Source organism: Pontibacter sp. HSC-14F20 (genome assembly GCF_019599265.1).
Lineage (GTDB): Bacteria > Bacteroidota > Bacteroidia > Cytophagales > Hymenobacteraceae > Pontibacter.
In genome coordinates, this window is record NZ_JAHZTC010000007.1 from 152,222 (window position 1) to 176,569 (window position 24,348).

At 52.6% G+C, this 24,348-nt stretch carries 13 protein-coding genes, 1 tRNA gene and 1 pseudogene; 7 read left to right on the forward strand and 8 right to left on the reverse strand.

Annotated elements, in window-relative coordinates; all coding sequences use genetic code 11:
• Positions 1-648: 648 nt before the first annotated feature.
• On the reverse strand, positions 649-1,782 hold the full coding sequence (locus K3G39_RS08925; RefSeq protein WP_220625839.1) for a BamA/TamA family outer membrane protein: 1,134 nt from the start codon (positions 1,780-1,782) through the stop codon (positions 649-651).
• Positions 1,783-2,014: 232 nt separating this feature from the next.
• Between K3G39_RS08925 and K3G39_RS08930 the strand changes: the two genes are divergently transcribed.
• The gene (locus K3G39_RS08930) at positions 2,015-5,041 is read left to right on the forward strand and encodes an amidohydrolase family protein (RefSeq protein WP_220625840.1); all 3,027 of its coding nucleotides are present in this window, start codon (positions 2,015-2,017) and stop codon (positions 5,039-5,041) included.
• A gap of 96 nt (positions 5,042-5,137) precedes the next feature.
• Positions 5,138-6,472 (forward strand): amidohydrolase family protein, encoded by a 1,335-nt coding sequence (locus K3G39_RS08935; RefSeq protein ID WP_370627241.1) that lies wholly within the window; start codon positions 5,138-5,140, stop codon positions 6,470-6,472.
• Positions 6,473-6,723: 251 nt separating this feature from the next.
• Here K3G39_RS08935 and K3G39_RS08940 read toward each other — a convergent pair whose 3' ends face one another.
• The 6 genes and pseudogenes from K3G39_RS08940 to K3G39_RS08955 form a co-directional block, all read right to left on the reverse strand.
• The gene (locus tag K3G39_RS08940; RefSeq protein ID WP_220625841.1) at positions 6,724-7,872 is read right to left on the reverse strand and encodes an IS4 family transposase; all 1,149 of its coding nucleotides are present in this window, start codon (positions 7,870-7,872) and stop codon (positions 6,724-6,726) included.
• A gap of 384 nt (positions 7,873-8,256) precedes the next feature.
• Positions 8,257-9,135 (reverse strand): annotated as a pseudogene (locus K3G39_RS20790) (ComEC/Rec2 family competence protein).
• A 66-nt stretch (positions 9,136-9,201) separates the two neighbouring features.
• Entirely contained in the window at positions 9,202-9,378 is a 177-nt protein-coding gene (locus tag K3G39_RS20795) for a DUF4131 domain-containing protein (protein ID WP_370627242.1), read from the reverse strand.
• Positions 9,362-9,784, reverse strand: coding sequence for a hypothetical protein (locus K3G39_RS20800; RefSeq protein ID WP_255594175.1), 423 nt, complete (start codon positions 9,782-9,784; stop codon positions 9,362-9,364). The genes K3G39_RS20795 and K3G39_RS20800 overlap by 17 nt, the downstream gene beginning before the upstream one ends.
• Positions 9,784-10,212: a GNAT family N-acetyltransferase gene (locus K3G39_RS08950; RefSeq protein WP_220625842.1), complete on the reverse strand. Its 429-nt coding sequence runs from the start codon at positions 10,210-10,212 to the stop codon at positions 9,784-9,786. The genes K3G39_RS20800 and K3G39_RS08950 overlap by 1 nt, the downstream gene beginning before the upstream one ends.
• 21 nt (positions 10,213-10,233) lie before the next feature.
• Positions 10,234-11,262, reverse strand: coding sequence for a PhoH family protein (locus tag K3G39_RS08955; RefSeq protein WP_220625843.1), 1,029 nt, complete (start codon positions 11,260-11,262; stop codon positions 10,234-10,236).
• Between the two features lie 97 nt (positions 11,263-11,359).
• Between K3G39_RS08955 and K3G39_RS08960 the strand changes: the two genes are divergently transcribed.
• The 4 genes from K3G39_RS08960 to K3G39_RS08975 all read left to right on the forward strand — a co-directional run bounded on the left by K3G39_RS08960 (position 11,360) and on the right by K3G39_RS08975 (position 13,450).
• Positions 11,360-12,136 (forward strand): S-adenosyl-l-methionine hydroxide adenosyltransferase family protein, encoded by a 777-nt coding sequence (locus K3G39_RS08960; RefSeq protein ID WP_220625844.1) that lies wholly within the window; start codon positions 11,360-11,362, stop codon positions 12,134-12,136.
• Between the two features lie 203 nt (positions 12,137-12,339).
• Entirely contained in the window at positions 12,340-12,630 is a 291-nt protein-coding gene (locus K3G39_RS08965; RefSeq protein WP_220625845.1) for a putative quinol monooxygenase, read from the forward strand.
• Positions 12,631-12,767: 137 nt separating this feature from the next.
• Positions 12,768-13,298 (forward strand): Fe-S protein assembly co-chaperone HscB, encoded by a 531-nt coding sequence (gene hscB / locus K3G39_RS08970; RefSeq protein ID WP_220625846.1) that lies wholly within the window; start codon positions 12,768-12,770, stop codon positions 13,296-13,298.
• A gap of 68 nt (positions 13,299-13,366) precedes the next feature.
• Positions 13,367-13,450, forward strand: a tRNA-Leu gene (locus tag K3G39_RS08975).
• 68 nt (positions 13,451-13,518) lie between these two features.
• Here the strand turns inward: K3G39_RS08975 and K3G39_RS08980 are convergent.
• Positions 13,519-14,016, reverse strand: a complete 498-nt coding sequence (locus K3G39_RS08980; RefSeq protein ID WP_220625847.1) for a hypothetical protein — start codon at positions 14,014-14,016, stop codon at positions 13,519-13,521.
• 532 nt (positions 14,017-14,548) lie between these two features.
• Here K3G39_RS08980 and K3G39_RS08985 point away from each other — a divergent pair.
• Positions 14,549-24,325: an Ig-like domain-containing protein gene (locus K3G39_RS08985; protein WP_220625848.1), complete on the forward strand. Its 9,777-nt coding sequence runs from the start codon at positions 14,549-14,551 to the stop codon at positions 24,323-24,325.
• Positions 24,326-24,348: the final 23 nt, after the last annotated feature.

Below are 24,348 nucleotides of genomic sequence, written 5' to 3' on the forward strand. Positions count from 1 at the left end.
TATAGGGTGAGGGGGTGGGTTCTGTGTTATAGCAGGTATAAAGCAGGACTTTTCCAGTAGAAATGTAGGGAAGTTTAGGTTATTTTTGCTAGTGGGAAGAGGGATTTTTTTGCCTTGCCGATGGGGAGTGCTTTATGGTGCGAGCAACGTCGCTCGTTTCTGTTATAGAGGGGCCTCTAGCCCGGGTATAGCATTGTAGCCTCTGCTATTTACAGGTATAGAAGGCTGTTTTGTTTTGTAGCTTCGCCTGTGCGGCGGGCCCCTACCCCCAGTAAGCAAAAAAAATCAAGACCCTCCAAATCGAGGCCCCCTACCCCCACTCGCTGAACGCTCTTGACAGGGGGACCCATTCACCCCCAACAGTGGAGTGCCATTTAGATGCACTTGGCGAATGCTATACCTTCGTAGCCCTCCTACAAGTTAGTCTTGCTATACCTGCCAGTGGTTTGTGACAGTAACTACAACACCTTTTACTAATAAACCGGCAACGGCAGGAAAGTCCCCCTTCGAAGGAGGCAGAGGGGAAGTCAATAGTGCATAAAAAACCGCAGATACAAAGCCTATACCTGAAAGCAGCAATAGCAGTAAGTCCCACTCCTGTTTTTAGGAAGGGTTAGGAGAGCTTTTGCAACAATCCTAATCCTAATTCTAAAACGCTTCCCCGATCATCAGATAAATATTAAAACCTTCGCGGCCGTAACCTATATCCAGTCGAGAGTTAAGTTTCTGGTCTGGGCGGATGGCGTAGCGCAGGCCAGTGCCGACGGAGTACTTCACTGTCGAAAAGCTGATGTCTTTGGGTTTGTCGAACACATCGCCTATACCTGCAAAGGCCGCTCCACCCAGACGCCAGAACAGCGGAAAGCGATACTCCGCCTGTGTGCCGGCAAAGTGGTCGTCGTGGAAGCGGTTGCGGGCGTAGCCGCGCAGGATTTTGTCTCCCCCGGCGGTGGACAGGCGCTGCACCGGCACTTCGCCCTCGTTGAGCCGGAGCATAGTGTTAGTGGCCAGCACGCGGTCATTGCCTAGGCCGTAGTAGCGGTTGAATTCGAAGTTAAGGTTGTTGTAGCGGAAGGCGCTGCCGAAGGTCTTGCCGAAATGATAACCCGAAAGCTCCAGGTAAAAACCTTTGCTCGGATAGGCGGTGTTGTTGCGGTGGTCGATCAGGAAAATAGCGCCCAGGCCCACATTGCGCCCTTTTCTGTAACCGGGTAGCTGCTGCGAACCCAACTGACTGTTTTCCTCCAGTTTTACATTATAATACTCCGTAAACTGAATGTCCGGACCCAGGAAGCTGCGGAAGCCCACATTTTTGAGCACTGCTATTTTCGCCGAAACCATGTCATAGTCATAGATCTCACGGTCGTCTTTGCGGCTATCGTTGCCAAGGCCGTAAAAACGATCGGTATAAATGCGGTGCCGCAGTTCGCCACGCAGCATCAGGCGCTCTTCACGGGTAAAAATATTCCAGTACAGCCATTGGTCTGTTTGCTTGTTCAAAGTATAGTCCACCACCAGGCGGGCCAGCGAGAGGCGGGTATAGGTGGTGTCGGTATAGCTGCGAAGGCGAAAGTAACCCAATAACGAAGCACCAAAGCCTAATTTGGTATCGGGGGTATAGTAGAGAACGGGCGCAGGTATAAGCCCTTTTACGCTGCGCATGTCCGGCTTAGGCGGATCAACTGTTTTGTCTTCTACGGTTTGTTCCTGCGCCAGCACAGGGGCAGAGTTTAAAATGAGTAATGCTACTAGCAGAGAGATGAGGTATAGGTATAAGCGCATGCAAACGGTGTTTCTGGAACGGGTTCTTAAAATATCAGGAGTACATACGTAAAGCAGCATTTCTGGTCTATAACTGACTCTTTTGCCATTAGTCTGGCGTGTTTCTGCATTCAAAAAAGTAAGTTGAATTTGAAGAGTGATATTTTATGACGTTTTACATAGACTTTTAAAATGAAGATAGCTATATTGTGTTCTAAACCTAAACTAACCTCTTCTTCACCTTCACAGAACAATGAGAAAAATCTTAACCATTGCAGCTTGTCTCGCCCTGGGAGCAGCAGGCAGTGCGATGGCGCAGGAGACCTTTCCGCGCAATGGCGTGTATGACGAGCGCACCGGACTGGTCGCTCTCACCAACGCCACCATCCACACCGATTACAAAACCAAAATTGAAAACGCCACCCTCCTGATCCGCAACGGGAAGGTAGAGGCCGTGGGCACCAAAGTGCAAGTGCCTGCCGGCGCTATCGTAGTGGATGCCAAGGGCAAGCACATCTATCCGGGCCTGGTAGATATGTTCACCAGCTACGGTTTGCCGGAAGTGCAGCCCGCCCGCCGCAACTGGACAGCGCCACCGCAGGAAGAATCGACCAAGCAAGGCGCCTATAACTGGAACCAGGCGATTCGTCCGGAAACCAACGCGGTAGAGCTTTTTAAAGTAGACAAAAAACAGGCGGAGGAACTGCGCAAGCTGGGCTTCGGGACCGTGCTGGCAGTGCACCGCGACGGTATTGCCCGCGGTACGGCCACGCTGGTAACACTGGCTGATAAGCGCGAGAACGAAGTCATCCTGCTGGACAAAGCAGCTGCTGCACTTTCGTTCGAAAAAGGTTCTTCGCCGCAGGATTACCCGAATTCCCTGATGGGATCGATTGCCCTGTTGCGCCAGACGTACCTGGATGCGCAGTGGAACAACATGAACCCGGGTCGCGAGCAGAACATCTCGCTGGCCGCTTTTACTGGTGCTAACAACTATCCACAGATATTCGAAGCGAACAGCAAACTGAACATGCTGCGTGCCGACAAAGTAGGAGACGAGTTCAGAAAGCAGTACATCATCAAAGGTGGTGGCGACGAATACCAGATGATCAAAGAGATCAAGGCGACCAATGCCCCGATCATCGTGCCACTTAACTTCCCGGAGGCCTACAACGTGGAGGACCCGTATGATGCCCGCCGTGTGCCGCTCGATGCGATGAAGCACTGGGAAATGGCCCCGTCCAACCCGGCAGCACTGCAAAAAGCAGGTATACCGTTCGCTTTCACCACAGCTGACCTTAAAGACAAAAAAGACTTCCTGCCAAACCTGCGCAAAGCCATTGAGTACGGCCTGTCAGAAGAGGAAGCCCTGAAAGCGCTAACCGCTACGCCGGCTCAACTTCTGAAAGCCGACAAGCACGTTGGTAGCCTCGACAAAGGTAAACTGGCCAACTTCATCATCACGAGCGGCAACCTGTTTGCCGAAGACAATGTGATTCTGGAGAACTGGGTGCAGGGCAATCAGTACAAGATCACCGAGGTACCCGCCGATTACCGTGGCATCTATACCCTGAAGATCGGGCAGCAGCCGGAGCGCAAACTGCAGATTGCCGGCACACCTGAAAAACCGGAGCTCAAAGTAATCGGACAGGACACTGTGACAGGCAAGATCACTGTTAGCGGCAACCTGGTAACGCTGTCCTTCAACAAAGACAAGAAAAGCAAAGAGGCCATCCGTTTGAGCGGCTGGTATGCAGACAAGAACCTGCAGGGTGAAGGCCAGTTACCGGACGCAACACTGGTGAAATGGAACGCCAAGTTCTCTGAAGCCATGACCGAGAAGGCCAAGAAAGACGCGGCCAAAGAAAAACAGGCAATTGAGCTGGGTAACATGATCTATCCGTTCCAGGCCTTCGGACAAGCTGAGTTGCCAAAGCAGGAGACAGTGCTGATCAAAAATGCCACTGTTTGGACCAACGAGAGTGAAGGCGTACTACAGAACGCCGACGTGCTGTTGAAAAATGGCAAGATCGCGAAAGTAGGCAAAAACCTGACCGAGTCGGGTGCCCGCGTAATTGACGGAACAGGCAAGCACGTAACAGCTGGTATCATCGACGAGCACTCGCACATTGCGCTGCAGGGTGTGAACGAAGGTACGCAGGCCGTAACTGCCGAAGTACGCATGATGGACGTGCTCAACCATGAAGATCCGAATATCTACCGTCAGTTGGCTGGTGGCGTGACCACTTCGCAATTGCTGCACGGCTCTGCCAACCCGATCGGTGGTCAGTCGGCCCTTATTAAACTGCGTTGGGGTAAGAGCCCGGACGAACTGTTTGTGGAAAATGCCGAAGGCTTTATCAAGTTCGCTTTGGGTGAGAACGTGAAGCATTCCAACCGCGCGCCTGCACACAACGTGCGCTTCCCACAGACAAGAATGGGGGTGGAGCAGGTATACGTAGATGCTTTCCAGCGTGCCAAAGAGTACGAGCAGGCCTGGAAGAACTACAACAAACTATCGAAGAAGCAGAAAGCTGCTGCCGGTGAGCCACGCCGCGACATTGAACTCGAGGCACTGGTAGAAATTCTGAACGGCAAGCGCCACATTACCTGCCACTCTTACGTGCAGTCCGAGATCAACATGATGATCAAAGTAGCTGACCAGATGGGCTTCAAAGTGAACACCTTTACCCACATCCTGGAAGGGTATAAAGTAGCTGACAAAATGCGCGACCACGGAGCCGGCGGTTCTACCTTTGCTGACTGGTGGGCTTATAAGATGGAGGTGAAAGACGCCATCCCGCAGAACGCTGGTATTATGCACCACCTTGGCGTGACTACGGCTATCAACTCTGATGATGCTGAAATGGCCCGCCGCCTGAACCAGGAAGCTGCCAAAAGCGTGAAGTATGCCGGTGTGAGCGAAGAGGATGCCCTGAAAATGGTAACCCTGAACCCGGCCAAACTCCTGCACCTGGACGACCGCATGGGTAGCATTAAAGTAGGCAAAGACGCCGACGTCGTGCTATGGAACAACCATCCGCTGTCAATCTACGCCCGTGCTGAGAAAACTTTTGTGGATGGCATCGCCTACTACGACCTGGAGCGTGACACGCAAATGCGTACCGAACTGGAGAGAGAGCGCATGCGCCTGGTGCAGAAGATGCTGCAGGCCAAAACAACTGGTGCCAGAACTCAGGGCCCGCCAATGCGTCGTGCCTCTGTGGTACACTGCGAGGACGTAGAACACCACGCGGAAGAGGACTACATGGCTTACTAAATTGTTAAATTGTTAAATGGCTAAATTGCTGTTTGGGAATTGTGAAAATCGCACTGCGAATCAACAATTTAACAATGCAGCAATCTAACAATCAATATGATGAAAATTCACACAAGATATATTTCCGCTTTCGTGGCTCTTATGCTGAGCGTGCCTGCCTTTGCGCAGGTGCCGGTGCCGGCCGCAAAGCAAAGTAAGCCTGTACTGCTCACAGGTGCTACCCTGCACGTGGGCAACGGCAAGGTGGTAGAAAACGCCGCCGTTGGTTTCGACAATGGTAAGATCACCTACGCAGGTCCGTTAAGCGGCGCAAACCGCAATGGGCACGAAGTGATCGATGTAGCCGGGCAACATATTTATCCGGGCCTGATCCAACCGAACTCACAGCTTGGTCTGAACGAGATTGAGAGCGTACGTGCTACGCTGGATATGCGTGAAGTTGGGCAGTTTAACCCGAACGTGCGCGCTGTAGTAGCCTACAATACCGACTCTGATATTGCCCCGACCATACGTGCCAATGGCGTTTTGATGACGCAGGTGACGCCGGTGGGCGGTACGATTTCGGGTTCGTCGTCGGTTGTGCAGCTGGACGCCTGGAACTGGGAAGATGCCATTGTGAAAGCTGACATAGGTATACACTTGAGCTGGCCGAACATGATCATCAACACAGGTATGGCAACTAACCCGCGTATGGCCAGCATGGGCCAGAACCGCGAGCAGGCCATTGTCGAGCTGGGCCAATTGCTGCGAGACGCTTCGGTGTACACGCAGGCCAAAAACGAAAGAGAGAACCTGAAGCTATCCTCGCTGACAGGTTTATTCGACGGTTCCAAAAAGCTATACCTGCACGCCAACTATGGTAAGGAGATCATAGAAGGAGTGAATTTTGTGAAGCAGCACGGCGTGAAGGATATTGTGGTGGTAGGTGCCCGCGACGCAGTTGCCGTAGCCGATTTCCTGAAAGCTAACAACATTGCCGTAATCTACTCCGGTGTACATACCCTGCCTTCGCGTTCTGACGAGGATGTGGACATGCCGTACAAAACGCCATTCCTGTTGCAGCAGGCCGGTATTCCTTTCGCGCTGGACTATGACCTGAGCACGCACGGCATCCGTAACCTGCCTTTCATTGCCGGTACTGCCGTAGCCCACGGTCTCGACAAGGAGCAGGCATTAGCTGCGATCACCCTCAATACAGCTAAAATCCTGGGTGTTGACCAGCAGGTAGGTTCTGTTGAAGTTGGCAAAGACGCAACCATCGTTGTTTCTGCCGGCGATATCCTGGACATGCGCACCAACAATGTGACGCACGCCTTTATCCAGGGCCGCAAGATCGACCTGAACGACAAGCAGAAGTACCTCTACGAGAAGTTCAACGGCAAGTACCAGACAGAGCAGCCTGCTACTGCAGGTCCAAAAGCTCAGAAATAAAATTTTACACTCTCACCTTAAACGAAAGAGCGCTGCCCGGTTGAGGCGGCGCTTTTTGTTTTTGCTGCTTTCGCAGTGTTCTGCTGGCGCGAGTGTTCTCGCTAGTGTTCACTCGAGTGGGGCCTCTGGCCCAGGTATAGCTGCTGGCTTTTGCAGGTATAGCAACTAGTTTCTTTTCATTGCTTGCCCTGGCCGGGCGGGCCCTACTTTTTGCCTACTGGGGGTAGGGCCCACTACTGTTCGAAACCTACTTAAGTGACGAATTTTTCCATTTTGGCAGGGTCCCCTCCGCAGAGCAGCACGATCTGTCTGACTATTTCCACGTCCAATTCCTGGGCAAAGCGCAGCCTGGCGCGGCGGTCGCTGTCGAGCTTGTTGAGCTTGCGGTAGACGATGAGCAGCAGGGCCACGATCAGGGTCATGTAGAGCATGACCTGAATGCCGTTCTCGTCCCGGGTGAGCAGGTGCTCGAGCTGCAGGTGCTGCTTGAGGAACTTGATGAGCACCTCGATCTGCCAGCGCTCCTGGTAGATAGCCGCTACCTGGTAGGCATCCAGCCAGGCGATGTTGGTGACAAAGCAGATCTGCTCCCCCGATTCCAGGGTGGCCTTGACCAGGCGCAGGGGCTTTTCGAGGTAGCTTCCGGGCTTTTCCCGGAAGCTCACCCAGGCATCGCTCAGCACGGTGAGGGTCATCCCCTCGGGCCGCTGCCCCACGGCCAGCCGCTCCTGCTCCAGGCAGTGGGAGCCCACCTTGCAGCGCGTGACAAAGAGGCGGCCCCGCTCGTCGAGCTCCTTGAGGGCTTTGCGCGACTGCACGCCCCGCTCGAAGACGACGATGCCCGAGCGGGAGATCTCACTGGAGAGGATCGTCTCGGGCAGGGCGCAGTCCTCGCTCAGAGCCTGGCGGTTGGTGAACACGCGCACCTGGCAGGGCAGGCTGCCTTTCATGGCCAACGTGCACTTGAGCTGGCCACTGTCCTTGCTGCCCGCACGCGTGCGCATGCTCCAGGCCACCAGCCGGGCCGAGACGGCGATCAGGGTGGAGTCGTAGCGCACGAGCGCATGCTGCTCGCCCAGCAGGCGGTTGAAGCGGGCGAAGAGCAGCTCGAAGATGGCCCGGAAGAAGTCGGGCCGCATGGTCACGATCCGGTCCCGGATGGAGTTGTAGCGTGTGGTCTGCCCCTGCCCCACATCGGCCAGGGTCCGGAACTGCATAGAGCAGTAGAGCTCCTCCATCACCCGAAGGCTTGCTTTGCCCCCCTCCAACAGCGAGAGCAGCAGCAGTTGGAACATCACCCGCCCGCTGAGCTTCTTGACCTGGTGGTCCACCCGCGTCCGGGCCGCCAGCTGAGAAAGGTCCTGGTCAGGGATAAATGCCAGTAAATCCTTCGCCTTCATATCAGCCTCCTTTCATGTATGCCCCTTACATAATACGAACTTGACAAGGTTTCGAACAGTAGTGGCCCCTACCCCCACTCGCTGAACGCTCTTGACAGGGGGACCCCTTCACCCCCAACAGTGGAGCGCCGTAAAGTGCACCTGGCTACTGCTATCTGTTTCATAGTCTAAGGGGCAAGGATGTCTTGCTACAACTGCCAGGGTATTTGTCACGGAGCTATACCTGCAAACTGGCAGTAGCAGAAGTTCCTCTTTGAAGGAGGATGTTAATCGTGCACAAGAATCTTATCAAAAACCCTTAAACAGATCCCTAACAAATCCGCTACAATTCCACCACAAAAGCCCCCAACTCCGTCATATCATAAAACGCTATACCTGCCTCCGCTAGTAGCGCAGCTGTTTGCAGGCGAAAAACAGGATGAACAGAAGGAGCAAGGTATAAAGCAGCCAGGTTTGCGAGGGACTGATGTCGATGCCGTTGATGACAGCTTGGGGCAGTTGGTTCACCAGCAGGTTAAACTCGTTCATGACCCAGGTGATAGCAAAATGAAGCAGAAACAGTACCGTGCTGAGTAAGGGTACCCAAGAGAAAAACAGAGCTGCCACACCCGAATAAAGCACGAAAGTAGCGGCAGGCACCACCAGCAGGTTCGCCAGCCAGAAGTATACCGGAAACTGATGGAAGTAGAAAAGCCCCAACGGAAAAGTAGCCAGCTGTGCAGCCAGGGAAGCCGTAAAAAGGCGCCATAATTTGTCCAGCAGCTTGTTGTCGACTGTCAGGAGGCGGTAAAAGCGGGGCTGCAGGTATACAATGCCGAGCAGCGCCAGGAAAGAGAGCTGAAAACTTACCTCCAGCAGGAAATAAGGATTGTACCACAACAGCGTGAAGGCCGCAATAGCAAGTGTGTTGTAGATATTATGCTGCCTCCTGGAAAGCATTGCCACCGTGATCAGACTGAACATGAAGGCCGCCCGAAGCACAGAAGGGGAGAGGCCTGTAATGAAAGCATAAAGCCAGAGCACACCTAAGATCACGGCAGCATACACCGTCCGCTACCTGACGGTTCGCTTAAAACCAGCTGGCAGAAAAGCCAGTATTCCATAGATCAACCCAACGTGCAGGCCTGACACAGCCAACACGTGCATGGTGCCGGTCTGCGCATAGGCATCACGAATCGTATTGTCCAGTTCATCTTTTACGCCCAGAATCAGGGCCGAGGAGAAGCCGTACTCCCGACGTTCGTTGATTGACTCTTTTAGCAAAGCATCGAGTTGCCGACGCAGGTAGATGCTGAAGTATAGCAGCGGGTTCGGCGGTGAAGATTCAATTTATTGGAACTGGTGCGCCTGCAGGAAATGGCGGTGATGGATCTGCTTGTTAGCCAGAAAGGCGCGATAGTCGAACTGGTTCGAATTGCCGGGCGGAGCCACAGGTATAGGTGCGCCTTTGATCAGCAATCTGTCTCCGTAGCCTAGCTCGTACTCCCGCTTAGAGTCGTGGGGCACGGAGAGCTGCACTTTGCCCTCTGCAACTTTGCACCTGTTCTATTTGCAGCACCGTATTCTGGTAGCCGGGTTTCTGCACCACGTAATCATCCACCACACCAACATAGTAAGCGGGCGTAGCAGAGAGTTTGCTCAGGTGCAGCGGCCGGTGCACTTCGGTGTGCTGGTGCGTAACCCACATACCGTCGGCAACAAAGCAAAGCAGTCCGGCTATACCTGCCAGCGTGTTGGCTTCTACGGATTTCAACCGGTGTGCGACAAGGTATAGCACCAGGTATAGGGCAACAAAAAAGGCAAAGAGCTCAGGACTATACCTGAACTCTTTGCCTGTGTACAGGTACACGAGTATACCTGCTATAAAGCTAAGAACAATGCGAACAAAAGGGTAGGGAGCCCACCGCTTCATCAGCCCTTAAAGACCATTTTGTAGTGCTGTATGTCGCACTCCGTAAACATGTCGCCTTCGGCCACAAAGCCATGGCGCTTGTAGAAGTTAACGGCCGGCAGCTGTGCGTTCAGGTATACCTTGCTGTTAGCATGGTCGGATTGCACATCCTGCAGTACAGCCTGCAACAGCGCGGCACCTACTTGCCGGTTACGGTACAGAGCCAGCACGGCAAAGCGCTCCAGTTTTATACCTAGCTCCGTCTGGCGCCAGCGGGCAGCGCCACAGGGTATACCATCGCAGGTAGCCAGGTAGTGACGGGCCTCGGACTCAAACTGGTCACGTTCCGCCTCACGGGGCACCTGTTGCTCTTCCACAAAAACCTGTTCACGTATGCTGAACGCGGCAGACCTATCCTGCTCACGTTCAGCACGTATTACCTCAATCATCTTGTGTTATCCGATCAGCTGCTATACCTTTCTTTTGCGGCCATTCACGCTCACGGGAGTGCCTTCTTCAGAGGCTTCAGCCTCCAGTCTGGCAGCTTGCCGAACCTCGTCTGCTTTGGTATAGGCCTCCACGATGTCGCGCACCAAACGGTGACGCATTACGTCTTCCGGCTGCATCTCGATGAAACCGATCCCTTTGATATCGCGCAAGGTATGCAGGGCATCAATAAGGCCGGATTTCTGGCGATGCGGCAAGTCGATCTGTGAACGGTCACCGTTGATCATGACCTTCGAGGTTGGGCCCATACGGGTCAGGAACATCTTGATCTGCGCCGGCGTGGTGTTCTGCGCCTCGTCCAGCAACACAAAGGCATTGCTCAGGGTACGGCCACGCATGTAAGCCAGCGGTGCGATCTCAATTATCTTACTTTCCTGATAGTATTTGAGCTTTTCCATCGGGATCATATCCTCCAGGGCGTCGTAGATCGGGCGCAGATACGGGTCCACCTTCTCCTTCATGTCGCCTGGCAGAAAGCCCAGGTTTTCGCCGGCTTCCACCACAGGGCGGGAGATGATGATCTTCTTTACCTCTTTGTTCTTGAGCGCGCGCACAGCCATAGCCACCGAGATATATGTTTTGCCGGTACCCGCAGGCCCCAGCGCAAACACCAGGTCATTATTCTCCACCAGGTCTACCAGTTTTTTCTGGTTAGGCGTCTTGGCTTTGATAATGCCGCCCTTGCTGCCGTATACAATCACGTCCGGTGAAGTGACGATCACATCTTCCTCCGTAAAAGAGTCGGATGAAAGGTATCTATTTACGCTGTTATGCGTAATCTTCCCGAACTTGTGATAGTGATCGATCAGCGAAGAAAGGATCTCGTGTATTTTGGTTATCTCGGGCGTCTGCCCCTGAATTTTGATTTCGTTGCCTCTGGATATGATCTTGCTGCTCGGAAATGCGGCTGCAAGCTGCTTGATATTCTGATTCTCTGTCCCCAGAAAATCGATAAGAGAGATATTCTCTAATGTTATTACTTTCTCTACCAAATGTTTAAGCTTATATAGTACGTTGGTAATATATTCTGTAAATTAGCTAAAATTGTTACAATATGATGACAAATCTACTTAAATTATAGTTCGCTCTATGGCTGTAATTACATTCACCTCCGACTTTGGTTATACCGACCATTATGCGGCTGCTGTTAAGGCCGCCATGCTGTCGCTGCAGCCACAGGCCCGTATTGTGGACATTTCGCATGGCATCGAGCCGTTCAACATTCCGCAGGCCGAATACGTGATCGGGTCCGTTTTCCGTGAATTTCCGGAAGGTACCGTGCACCTGATCGCCGTAGATACGCACGGTTGCAAACAGGGCAAATATCATGCTGCAAAATATAAAGGGCACTACTTTTTGCTGGCTGACAACGGTTTACTTTCCCTGCTCACCGACGGCCAGGCCGAAATAGTGGTGGAGCTACAAACCGATGAATCTGTACTCCCTTTCCCGGCTAAAGAACTGCTGGCGCCTGCCGCGCTCTTTCTGGCAAAGGGCGGCGATATTGATGTGTTGGGTGAGCGCACCACCAGTTATAAGCAGCTCATGAACCGCCAGTTGCGCCTCACCGACCACGCTGTAACAGGGCACGTCATTCATGTGGACCGCTACGGCAACCTGATCACCAACATCACCAAAGACAGTGTGGAAACCATAGCGCATGGCCGTACCTATACCGTGCACTTTGGCCGCGAAACCGTAGGGCGCATCCACCAGAATTATACCCAGGTAGAAGACGGCGACTGCTGCTGCCTTTACAACCACCTCGGCCAGCTCTGCATCGGCATCAACAAAGGCAACGCCGCCGAACTGCTCGGCCTCGGCTTCGACTCGCAGGTTGATGTGCGGTTTTACCCGGGAGCTTAGATTTGGAGTTAGTGAATGAGTGCATGAGTGAGTTTTTTGATTTGGTGGTTGATTGATGGGGAGAATTGGTGGATGATCTTATACTTCTACATGAAATGGGTTCTGGAGTTTATGGCATAAGCCATACCTTTGTGTGCATATCTGGTTTGAGTTATTAAAGAAAATAGCAATTCACTCATTCCCTCAATCACTCATTCAAAATTATGTTGATTCGCATCGTACGCATGACCTTTCAGCCGGAGAAGACAGCTGATTTTCTGGAGATTTTCCGCAATTCCAAAGACAAGATCAGGGCCTTTGAGGGCTGCAACCATGTAGAGCTGCTGCAGGACCTCAACCACCCGCATATCTACAGCACCTACAGCCTTTGGGACTCCGAGGAAAACCTCAACAACTACCGCGACTCTGCACTGTTTGGTCAGGTATGGAAAGCCACCAAAGCCCTATTTGCTGATAAACCGCAGGCCTGGTCAAATGTGGCAGTGAACATTTAAACTGTGATCAGTTACCAGTAAACAATTTGCAGGTATAGCCGTGCTGTTTGTGACAGTTTTAACAATCCAACTGCTTTTCCTGTACCTTTGCTACGTATATCTGATAACTGTTTATTGCTAACTGTTAACTATAAAAAATGAATTACTTCGAGTTATACCATATACCTGAGAGTTTTTTGCCAGACGAGAAAGCGATCAAACGTCGCTATTACGAACTGAGCCGCGAGTATCACCCGGACTTTTATGCCAACGAAGACCTGGGCACGCAGCAGAAGATACTGGAGCTTTCTACACTCAACACCAATGCCTACCGCACCCTCGGTGATGCTGACCTGCGCATGCAGTACATCCTGAAAGAACACGGTATACTGGAGGAGGGTAAAAACGAATTACCCGGCGATTTCCTGATGGAAATGATGGAGCTGAACGAGGAGCTGATGGAGCTGGAGTTCGACTTCGACGCCGCAAAACTGCACGAAATAGGAGAGAAGAGCACCGGCGCCATGGCCCAGCTGGAGAATGATATATTGCCGGTGCTGCAGCGATACCCTGAACTTCATGGAGTTACCAAAGAAGAGGCCCTGCAGGAGGTAAAAACCTACTATTTGAAGAAAAAATATTTGTTGCGTATTCAGGAAACTTTATCTAAGTTTGCAACCCGTTCCTGATAGTCGATCAGGGACAAACGTTCGACTCCGGCCCCAGGTGCTATACCTGAAACCAGAGAGAACAAAATGCCTTGGTGGCGGAATTGGTAGACGCGTTGGTCTCAAACACCAATGAGGTTACACTCGTGCCGGTTCGACTCCGGCCCAAGGTACATTTAGTAAATAGAAAGCCCTGTAAGTTAATTGCTTACAGGGCTTTCTTGTTTTCGGGGACGGATTTTTAGAATGATTGTGCCTCAGCCAACTTCTCGTATCTTAACACTGAACTGATTAGCTGTTCTGTATAATCATAGATATTGTCGAGGGAGTTAATTTCTACTTTTGCCTCTTTGCCTAGATCGTCCGTCCATGTTAAATACTTTTTAGAGGCATTTAAGTGAAGCCTACAGACTGTTTTACGGATATTGTCGTCTAGTAAAATATTAAGGTAGCGTTGCGTGTCGCGGTAATAAATTCTATTGCCATCAATCTTTGTCCTAAGTATCGATTTTACAATAAAAAATCCTTCCCGCTCCAAGTCTGTAAACTCTATACCTTTTACTTCTGCTGAAGTGGGAGGAACTGGTTGAATTTGCTCTTCTCTAGGTTCTTCTTTAAATGAGTTAGTTTCATTGGATAGCGCAGACTTTAATCTATCGCTTATAAGCTCGCTTACATATTGCTGAAGAGTCTTCTTAACCATTGGAGTAAATTGTTCCATTACTTTAGAAGTTACCATACCTGAGTGGATCTGCTTCGCAAAGTATCTAACAAAACCCTCAGTAGGGTTGCTAAACTCCGATCCGACTATCTTTTTATTTAGATGAAGCTTCCTTTTAAGGTATAATGTTGAATGAAACTACTTCTGCAGATTCTGCAATAAGGTATTCTGCAGCACTCCTCTTATCCCTACCTTCCTCATTCTCAAGGTATAATGTGGTATGGATAATTGATTTATATATTTTTTAAAGAATATTCAGTTTGTGCTGGCTGTGGAATAATAGGAGAATTGCTTTAGCTGTTTTAGGGGTGATGATGAATGCTTTCTCTGTTAAAACATCATTCACACACGAGAGGCAAAGGTTTTGAAAATAACTAGGTATTAATACTTATGGATTAATTGTTTATGAATGAAAAAGGGAGTGGATTTTGAATATTATAATTTTCTAATGTAATATAAGTATAGTTATTATAATATATAGGAAGCGCATAAATTTGCTGGGATAATACTGATACAGTATCAGTATAAATTCTATGAACTCAGCTGATTTATGAAATCCAACACTGCTTTCTCCACCTCGCAAAGGAGCGGTAATGTCTATGATGTTTTCAAAGTACTTTTGAAGACGCTGCCGCTACTGCTTATCTTTTGTGGAGGGTTCTTTCTGTCGCACGAGGCAAATGCCCAGAGCCAGCTTACCCACAATTTCTCTACTCCGGCAGCCTTAAGTGGTTATTCAGCCTCCTGGCCCTGGAATACTACTGCCACCATCTCTGTCGGAGGTGTGGAATATGAGTTAACCCAAAGTGGTAATGGCAGCTGGGAGAACAGAGGCAATGGAGGCGCCAATAACAGTGCAAACCTTTATTACAGCACAGCGGCTACAACCCAGGTAACCATCAAACGCAAGGATAACCAGAATTTTAAGTTCTATGGTCTTTGGATGAGTTACGATTGCTTCGGCGGTAGTTATACACCGCCTCACTTAACTGTAACCTATACCGGGAGCAGTCTGCCGCAGGATAAATTTAATGAACGAAACCAGCAGGGGCTGGCGCTTTCAAAAAATGTGGAGGTTAGCTCAGTTACTCTTTTCTTTTCAGGACTTCATACCTTAAACCTCGACGACCTGGTTGTAGGGAATATTGGTGCACCCTTATCCAGTAATGCAAATCTATCAAACCTGACTTTATCACAGGGTTCTTTGTCGCCGGCTTTTCAAGCCGGCACGACCGCTTACACAGCAAGCGTAGCCAATGCAGTAACTTCGGTTTCAGTTACGCCTGTCAAGGCTGATGCTAATGCAACTGTTAGTGTAAACGGAACTGAGCTGACTAGTGGCGTTACTTCCATACCAGTTAATCTGTATGTTGGCGCCAACACTATAACTGTTTTAGTAAGGGCACAGGATGGTACGACCAAATCCTATACCGTTACAGTGACGCGGGCTGCTGCTCCACCGGTAGCACCTTCCACCCCCGACCTGGCAAGCGCAAGCGATACAGGGCAGAGCAATAGCGATAACATCACCAACGATAACACGCCGACTTTTACCGGAACGGCAACTCCTAATACTACGATTAAGCTATATGCTGGAAGTACCCTGGTGGGCACTTCCACTGCCAACTTCGCTGGTAACTGGTCAGTAACAAGCAGTACCCTGGCAGATGGAGCCCATACCATTACGGCAAGAGCGGTAGATGGGGCAGGAAACGAAAGTCCGGCTTCAGCTGGCTTAAGTGTAACGATTGACACCACGGCGCCTGAAACCTATGTCACTGGTGGTCCTGCTTATCTAGATAACTCCCCTAACGCCACCTTTCATTTCTCGGGCGGCACGGATGCCTCTTTCTTTCAAGTAAGCGTGGATGGCAGTGCCTATACCTCTGCCATCTCACCTTACACTTTGACGGGGCTGAGTGAAGGCACCCATACCTTTCAGGTGCGGGCTACGGACGTTGCCGGAAACGTGGACCCCACGCCATCCATCCAAAACTGGAAGAATGACCTGACGGCTCCAGTCGTAACTGCTATCACGCGCCAGAACCCTACGGAGGCTACCACCAACGCTAGCACTGTTACCTACCTGCTTTCCTTCAGCGAGAGCGTTACTGGCGTGGATGCCAGGGATTTCTCCCCGACAGCTACTGGAACGGCAGCAGGTACCGTCTCAGGTGTAAGTGGATCGGGAAGCACATACATGGTAACTGTCTCCGACATTAGCGGGAGCGGCACGCTGCGCCTGGATGTAAAGGCAAGTGGTACCGACATTACGGATGCGGCCCTTAACAGACTCAGTGGTGGCTATACCTCGGGTCAGGTGTATACGGTAGGCGTGACACCGCTAACGGCCTCTATCACCTCACTGAGTCAGGTGAGTTGTAATGGCGGTGCCAATGGCCAGGCTACTGTAACGGCAGCTGGCGGACTGGCGCCTTATACCTATTCCTGGGGTACTGGTGGTGGAACTTCGCCAACGGCCACGATGCTTGCTGCAGGTAACTATACCGTTACCGTTAGAGATGCCCTGGGGAATACTGCCACGGCTGTTGCCAATATTATGCAGCCTAGCGCATTAGGAGCTACTGTTTCTAAGACCGATGCCATTTGCGCACCAACCGGGCAGGCAACTGTGGAGGCGTTCGGAGGAACCCCTGTCGGAGTAACCCCTGGCTATACCTACTCCTGGAGCCCGTCCGGGCAGACTGGGCCAACAGCCACGGGATTACAGCCAGGTAACCATAGCGTGCTGGTAACAGATGCCAATGGCTGTACCATCTCCAGAACCTTTACCATCACGCAGCCTGCGCCAATGCTGGCCTTATCAACTTCTCAAACCAATGCTACCGCGTACGGTGCCGCAGATGGCACTGCCACTGTTGGCGTGGGAGGCGGCACTAGCCCCCACACTTACACCTGGAACACCACCCCTGTTCAGACGGGCCCCACGGCTAGAGGCTTGCGTGCCGGAACGTATACTGTCGTGGTGACGGACGCCAACCAGTGCACGGCAACGCGTGTTTTCACCATTACGGAGCCGGCAAAGACGGCCCCGGTGGCCAGCAACGATAGCTATAGCGTAAACCGGGGCCAAACCTTGACCGTGTCCGCCCCCGGCCTGCTCGCCAATGACACCGATGCCGAAGGGGCACCGCTGACCGCCGTGCTGGTAACTGGCCCGACACAGGGCACACTGAGCCTGGATGCAAACGGAAGCTTTACCTATACCCACAATGGTTCCGCCTCCTCTTCAGACTCCTTCACCTACCAGATCTCTGACGGTGCTGCAGTGAGCAATACCGCCACCGTAACCATTTCGGTGCTTACGCCTTCTACTACCGTGGCATCCATTACCCTGCTGGACAGCAGCCCCACCAACGCAGGCACTCTGCGCTATGCCGTCACTTTTGCTGAACCGGTAACCGGTGTGGATGCCGCAGATTTCGACCTGACACCCACCGGTACTGCAGCCGCTACGATAGGGGTCGTAACTGGCTCTGGTACGAGCTATACGGTGCAGGTCAATGACGTGAGGGGAGACGGCTTCCTGCGCCTTGACTTTACTGGCCTGGCCGGGGTGACGCCGAATGTGCGTGCCGCCTATACCTCCGGCCAGGCGTACCTCATCGATACAACGGCGCCTACCGCCTCCTTCTCCACTGTTCCTGCTGTCCTGACTAATTCTAATTCCACTTATTTTAGATTTGGGAGCAACGAGACTGGCGATACCTTTCAAATAAGCTTAGATGGCAGCGCCTTTACCTCCGCTACCTCACCTCATAATCTTATGGATATAAGCGAAGGCACGCACACCTTCCAGATGCGCGCAACAGATCAAGCCGGAAACGTAAGTCAGCCGGTCTCCCATACCTGGACGGTCGACCTGACGGCACCGTTCGTATCGGGCATCACCCGCTTTAACCCTACAGAGGCCACCACCAGCGCCACAACGCTTATTTACCTGGTCACTTTCAGCGAGCGCGTGGCAGGCATAAATGCAGAGGATTTCGCTCTGACTCGTACGGGAACGGCAACAGGCACCATAGAACGTGTCATTTGGCGAGACAACAGGGTATTTGAGGTGGTCGTCAACAATGTGAGCGGAAGCGGCACCTTGCGTCTGGATGTAAAAGCGAGTGGTACAGGCATTACGGATTTGGCCAATAACGGGATCACTTCAGGTTATACCTCCGGCGAGGCGTATACCATAAATACCACCCCACCAGCCATTACCTCCGTTTCAGTGCCTGCTGCCGGTACGTACAGGGAGGCGCAGCAGCTGGACTTCACGGTGAACTTCAGTAAAGCTGTCATAGTAAATACCCCGGGCGGAACCCCAGCGATCGGCCTTACTATAGGCACAGCTTACCGTGAGGCGAATTACGTGAGCGGCTCTGCCTCATCTGCACTGAGCTTCCGATACACCGTGCAGCCAGGCGATCTGGATACGGACGGCATCACGCTGTCTGCTGCCATTGCCCTGAACGACGGAACAATAACTGACGCCTTTGGCAACACGGCGGTCCTGACGCTGAGCGGGGTGTCTCCTACGGCTAATGTTTGGGTGGATGCCGTTGCGCCAACGTTGCAAACAGTCACCATTGCCTCGTCTAACAGCGACGTCACGAAAGCAAAAGCAGACGATATCGTCACGCTTCGCCTGGAAGCATCCGAGCCCATCGCCACGCCAACTGTGACCATGGCAGGACACACGGCTACGGTAACGGCCACTGCTGCCAATGCCTACACAGCCACCTATACCCTGACAGCGACTGATGCGGAGGGCACGGTTCCCTTTACCATCAACTATCAGGACCTGGCCGGAAACGCGGGCACAGCTGTCAGCGGCACCACCAATGGCAGCAGCGTTATCTTCGACAGAACATCGCCGACCGGAACGCTTGCCATCAACGGTGGGGCCACTCATACTGCTTCCCCGGAAGTTGCGCTGCGCCTTACAGCAACCGATGCGCTGACCGGTGTAGCCAGCATGCGCTTCTCCAACGATAACCTCACCTGGAGTGCCTGGCAGTCTTTTGCGGCAAACAAAACCTGGACCCTGCCTGCTGGCAACGGCAACCGCAAGGTATACGCGCAGTTGCGCGACGGAGCCGGCAACATCCGTCTGGTAGAGTCACAAATCATACTGGACAATGTGCCGCTCATGCTCACTCTTTCCAGTGGTGTGGGGGCGGCCACTTACCAGCCATTTGAAGTACTCTTCACGTTCAGTAAAGCCGTAACCGGTTTCTCACTTGCAGATCTGATAGTGACGAATGCGACGGCTTCCAACCTGATGACCGCAGACAATAAGGTATACAAGGCAACGATAACGCCTTCCTCCGAAGGAGAAGTAAAAGTAAGCGTAGCAGCCGGTGCAGCAATTGATATAGCGGGAAATGGCAATACAGCCTCTAATACCATCAGTACCCTGTATGACAATACAGGACCGACGCTGGTAGTTGCTACCACAGCTCCGAACCCGACCAACGCTCCTTTTGACGTGAGCTTCACTTTTGCTGAGGAAGTGAGCGGCTTTGACCTGGCGGATATTATCGTAGCAAACGGTACGGCTTCCAACCTGACTGTAACAGACGGCAGGCGCTACAGTGCGCGTATCACGCCGGCAGCAAGCGGTGAGGTAGCCGTGAGCGTGGCAGCAGAAAAAGCGCAGGACGCAGCCGGCAACAACAATACCGCTTCCAATATTCTGAAGGTGCGTTACGATGCCGAGAGGCCGACGGTAATGCTGTCTACAAGCGCAACAGATCCTACCAATGCACCCTTTACGCTTACCATTCGCTTCAGCAAAGAGGTGACCGGTTTTACAGTGGAAGATCTGGAAGTATCCAATGGACTTGCCTCCGCCTTTACCAGTGTGTCTGCACAGGAATATACAGCCCTGATTACGCCCCAGGCAAACGGAGCAGTGATCATTAACATGCTGGAGGACGTAGCCTGGGATAGAACAGGAAACGGAAATAAAGCTGCTTCCGCCTTCTGGTTGTTTTTCGACCAGACCCGACCTACCGTAGCCCTCGCTTCGCCGGCGCCGGCTACTGTGAATGGTGCGTTTGATTTAACCATTAAGTTCAGCGAACCGGTAATAGGCTTTGCCGAAACAGGTATAGCCCTTGTAAACGGAACAACCTCCCGTCTGGTGGCCATGTCTGCCGATGAGTATACGGCACGCATTACCCCGCTTGCAGACGGGGAGGTGAAGGTACAGATAAGGAACAATGCAGCGCTTGACTCGGCTGGCAATCAGAACCTGGCTTCTGCCGAGCTAACCCGGCGCTACGACGGCACAAGACCACGGGTAACAGTAACAAGCACCGCTACCAATCCTGTAAATGAAGCCTTTACGGCACAGTTTGCCTTTACAGAAGCAGTGGCAGACTTTGATTTAACGGACGTGAACGTTACAAACGGAGCAGTTTCTGATTTTGTAAAAGTGAGTGCCACCGCCTACACTGCTCTAATTACACCTGCCTCAAACGGCGAAGTAACCGTTGCGGTGGCAGCGGGCAAAGCCAGGGACGTGGCAGGCAATGATAACCTGGCTTCCAACGTACTCAAATTAAACTTTGATACAGACAAACCTACCTTGCTACTCGCTTCTTCGGCACCGGCTGCAGTAAATGCGCCATTCAGCGTGACCTTCAGCTTCAGCAAGGAGGTTAGTGGTTTCGAGATAGGTGACATTTCCCTTATCAATGGCACGGCGGCTGATTTTGCGGTAGTCAATCCGAAAACTTATACCGTACGGGTTATACCTGCTGCGGAGGGAGAAGTGCAGGTAAGCGTGGCAGCCGATAAGGCCCGGGACGCGGCCGGCAACGGCAGCGGCGCCTCCAATATTCTGACGCGCCGCTACGATACCTTGCGACCAGCTGTGGTACTCAGTACGGGCGCTCCGGATCCTGTCAACAGTGCATTCTCCATTAATATCGAGTTTAGTGAAGACGTTGCAGGATTTGCGGCTGCAGGTATAGCCGTTACCAACGGCACACTCACCCGGTTCAGCCAGGTTGACGGGCGGCGATACAGTGCGCTGGTAACCCCTGCGGCAACTGGTGAGGTAGCAGTTCAGGTACCTGCCAACGCAGCGACGGATGTGGCCTCAAACGCCAACTTGCCTTCTAACACACTCACCCGGGTATATGATGCTGTTCGTCCTGCCGTCGTGCTGGCAACCGCTGCTCCAGACCCGATAAACAGGTCTTTCCAGGTAAGCATAACGTTTACCGAGCCCGTGACAGGTTTTACAGCGCAGGATATAACGGTATCAAACGCCACACTCTCAGGTCTGACGACAGCAGATAACAAGTTGTATACCATCGAGGTAAGCCCTGCGGCAGACGGACTGGTGATACTTTCGGTGCCTGTCGGTGTAGCGCAGGACGCAGCTGGAAACGATAATACTGCTTCTGAAGCTCTGACCAGAACCTTCAACACCACCAGACCATCACTTGCCCTGTCTACCAACGCCACCAACCCGACCAATGCTGCATTTGAGGTGACCTTCACTTTCAGCACGGCAGTGAGCGGATTCGAAGTGAGCGATATTGCAGTGAGCAACGGAGCAGCTTCTGCCTTTGCGCAAGTGTCAGCGCAGGTATACACGGCCCGCATCACACCAGGTGCCGAGGGTGAAGTGATCATTAACGTGGCCGAAAATGTAGCCCGCGATGCTGCCGGTAATGGCAGTACAGCGGCCACAGCCCTGAAACTGAACATTGACAAGACACAACCAACCGTTGTGCTGGCCTCCGGTGCACCTGAGAGGCTGAATGCAGCCTTTGAAGTAACTGTCGTGTTCAGCGAAGCGGTAACCGGATTTACAGCCGATGATGTAACGGTTGTCAATGGTACGGTGACAGATTTCTCTGTGGCGGGTGACAAGGAGTATACCCTGCAGATCACGCCGCAAACGAACGGGGAGGTGCGTGTATCGCTTGCTGCCGGAGTGGCGCAGGATGCAGCCGGTAACCTGAACCTTGTGTCAGAACGCCTCATCCGGTTCTATAACAATACAAGGCCAACAGTGGAAGTGGCAACAGCAGTGACCAGCCCTGTCAATGCCGCCTTTACAGTGCGCTTCACCTTCTCCGGGGCAGTGGAAAGCTTTGAGCTGGCCAACATCACGGTAGAAAACGGAAGAGTTTCCAACTTGACAAAGGAAAGCGCTACGGTTTACACCGCCCTCGTGACGCCATCCGCAACTGGTGTGGTGACAGTCGCCGTTCCTGAGAACGTGACACAGGATGTTTTCGGTAACGGAAATATGCTGTCCAACCGACTGCAGGTAAGCTACGATGTGAGCCAACCAGTGCTGGTGCTGTCGACAAGCGCGGCAGATGTGATGAAGGCCCCATTTGAAGTGACCTTTACCTTCAGCAAGGCCGTGACAGGCTTTGAGCTGGGGGATATCACAGTAACCAACGGTTCGGTCTCAGCCCTGAAAGCGGTAAGCTCGTCCGTGTACACGGCCCTGGTAACGCCGCTGGCCGACGGTGAAGTAAGTATAGCCGTAGCTGGTGATGTGGCCCGCGATGCTGCCGGAAACGGCAACCAGGAGGCCAGCGTCTTAACCAGAGTATACGACGCCACAAGACCAACCCTGGTTCTGAGCACAGAAGCGAAAAGCCCGGTCAATGCTGCTTTTGAGGTTGTATTAACCTTTAGCGAGCCGGTTTCCGGTTTCTCTCTGGAAGATATCTCAGTAGAAGGCGGGACTATAGCCGGGCTGTCTCCTTCCGAAGCAGGCAAGGTATACACGGCTACGATTACGCCATCTGCTGAAGGGGAAGTTGCTATAGAAGTTGCTGCGGATGTGGTACAGGATAGAGCCGGTAACGGAAATCTGGCCTCTGATGTGCTGCGCCTGCAGTATGACAAATCCCGTCCGGCGGTTACGCTTGCCACCACTGCTCCGGCCCTGACCAATGCCGCTATTCCACTGACGATTGAGTTCAGTGAGCCGGTAACGGGCTTTGCCTTAGCCGATATCACGGTAACCAACGGTGCAGCCACTGACCTTACCAAAGTGAGCGAAACAAGGTATTACGCCCTGGTGACACCGGCCGTTGACGGAGCGGTAAGTATAGCCGTTGCCGAAAATAAAGTAGCTGATGCTGCAGCAAACGGTAACACAGCCTCTAACCTGCTGAGCCTGACTTACGACGCTACAGCACCTGCCGGCTACGCTGTAGCCTGGAGCGCTGCGCGTGTGGATGTGTCGAACCTGGAGGCTATTGCGCTATTGCTTAGCGGAGCTGAGCCGGGTACCACCTATACCTACCAGATTACCAGTGGTCAGGAAAGTACAGTAGTATCAGGTACGGGAGAGGTAACAGAGGAGAGCTTCGATATTGCAAACCTTGACCTGGAAAAACTGCAGGATGGCACATTGACCGTGCGGCTATACCTAACGGATAAGGCCGGAAACAAGGGCGGTGAAGTAACGGCACAGATCGTTAAAATTACCCGCAACATCGCTTCCGTAACAGCACCCGACATGATCGAAGTGCCAATCCGAACTACTTTTGCGCAGGTTCCGCTGCCAGCCACTGTTGGTGTTTCCTACTCTAACGGTGAGACTGCGCAAGTGAAAGTACGCTGGGAAGCCGGTGACTACAACGGCCTTGTGGCCGGACCTTATGTACTGACAGGTATACTGGAACTGGAAGAGATGACCACCAACCTGGAGAATCTGACAGCTACAGTGACCGTGGAAGTGCAGCCCAACAAAGTGCCGACCGCACTGGCTTTCAGCGCCACCACCTTCAAACCGGAAGCTACGGCAGACGAGGTGATCGGCACGCTCTCTACCACCGACCCTGATGACACGGAGTTTGTCTACAGCCTGGCAAGTGGTGAGGGGGACACGCACAACGCGCTCTTCGAAGTTCGCGGCGACCAGGTATACCTGAAGTCAAACAAGGGCCTGTCGGGTATGACCACCTTCACCATTCGCGTGCGCAGCACCGACCCCTACGCAAACACGATCGAGCGGGCCTTCACCCTCACCAAGGAGGCGTACGACCGCACAGTGGACCAACTCAAGATCGTTAACGCCTTCTCACCAAACGGCGACGGCATCAACGATAACTGGACCATTCCGGAACTGCGCTTCTACAACGAGGTCTACATCCAGGTGTTTGACCGCTCAGGTGTGCGCGTGTTTGAGACAAACAACCCGGAGAAGGGCTGGGACGGACGCGGTCCGAACGGGCAGATCCTCAAGGGTGGCTACCTCTTCACGGTGGAAGTGAAGGACATCAATTGGGTGAAGCGCGGGGTGGTGACCATCCTGGGTAAATAAGTCGGCAACGCAAGAGATTCTTT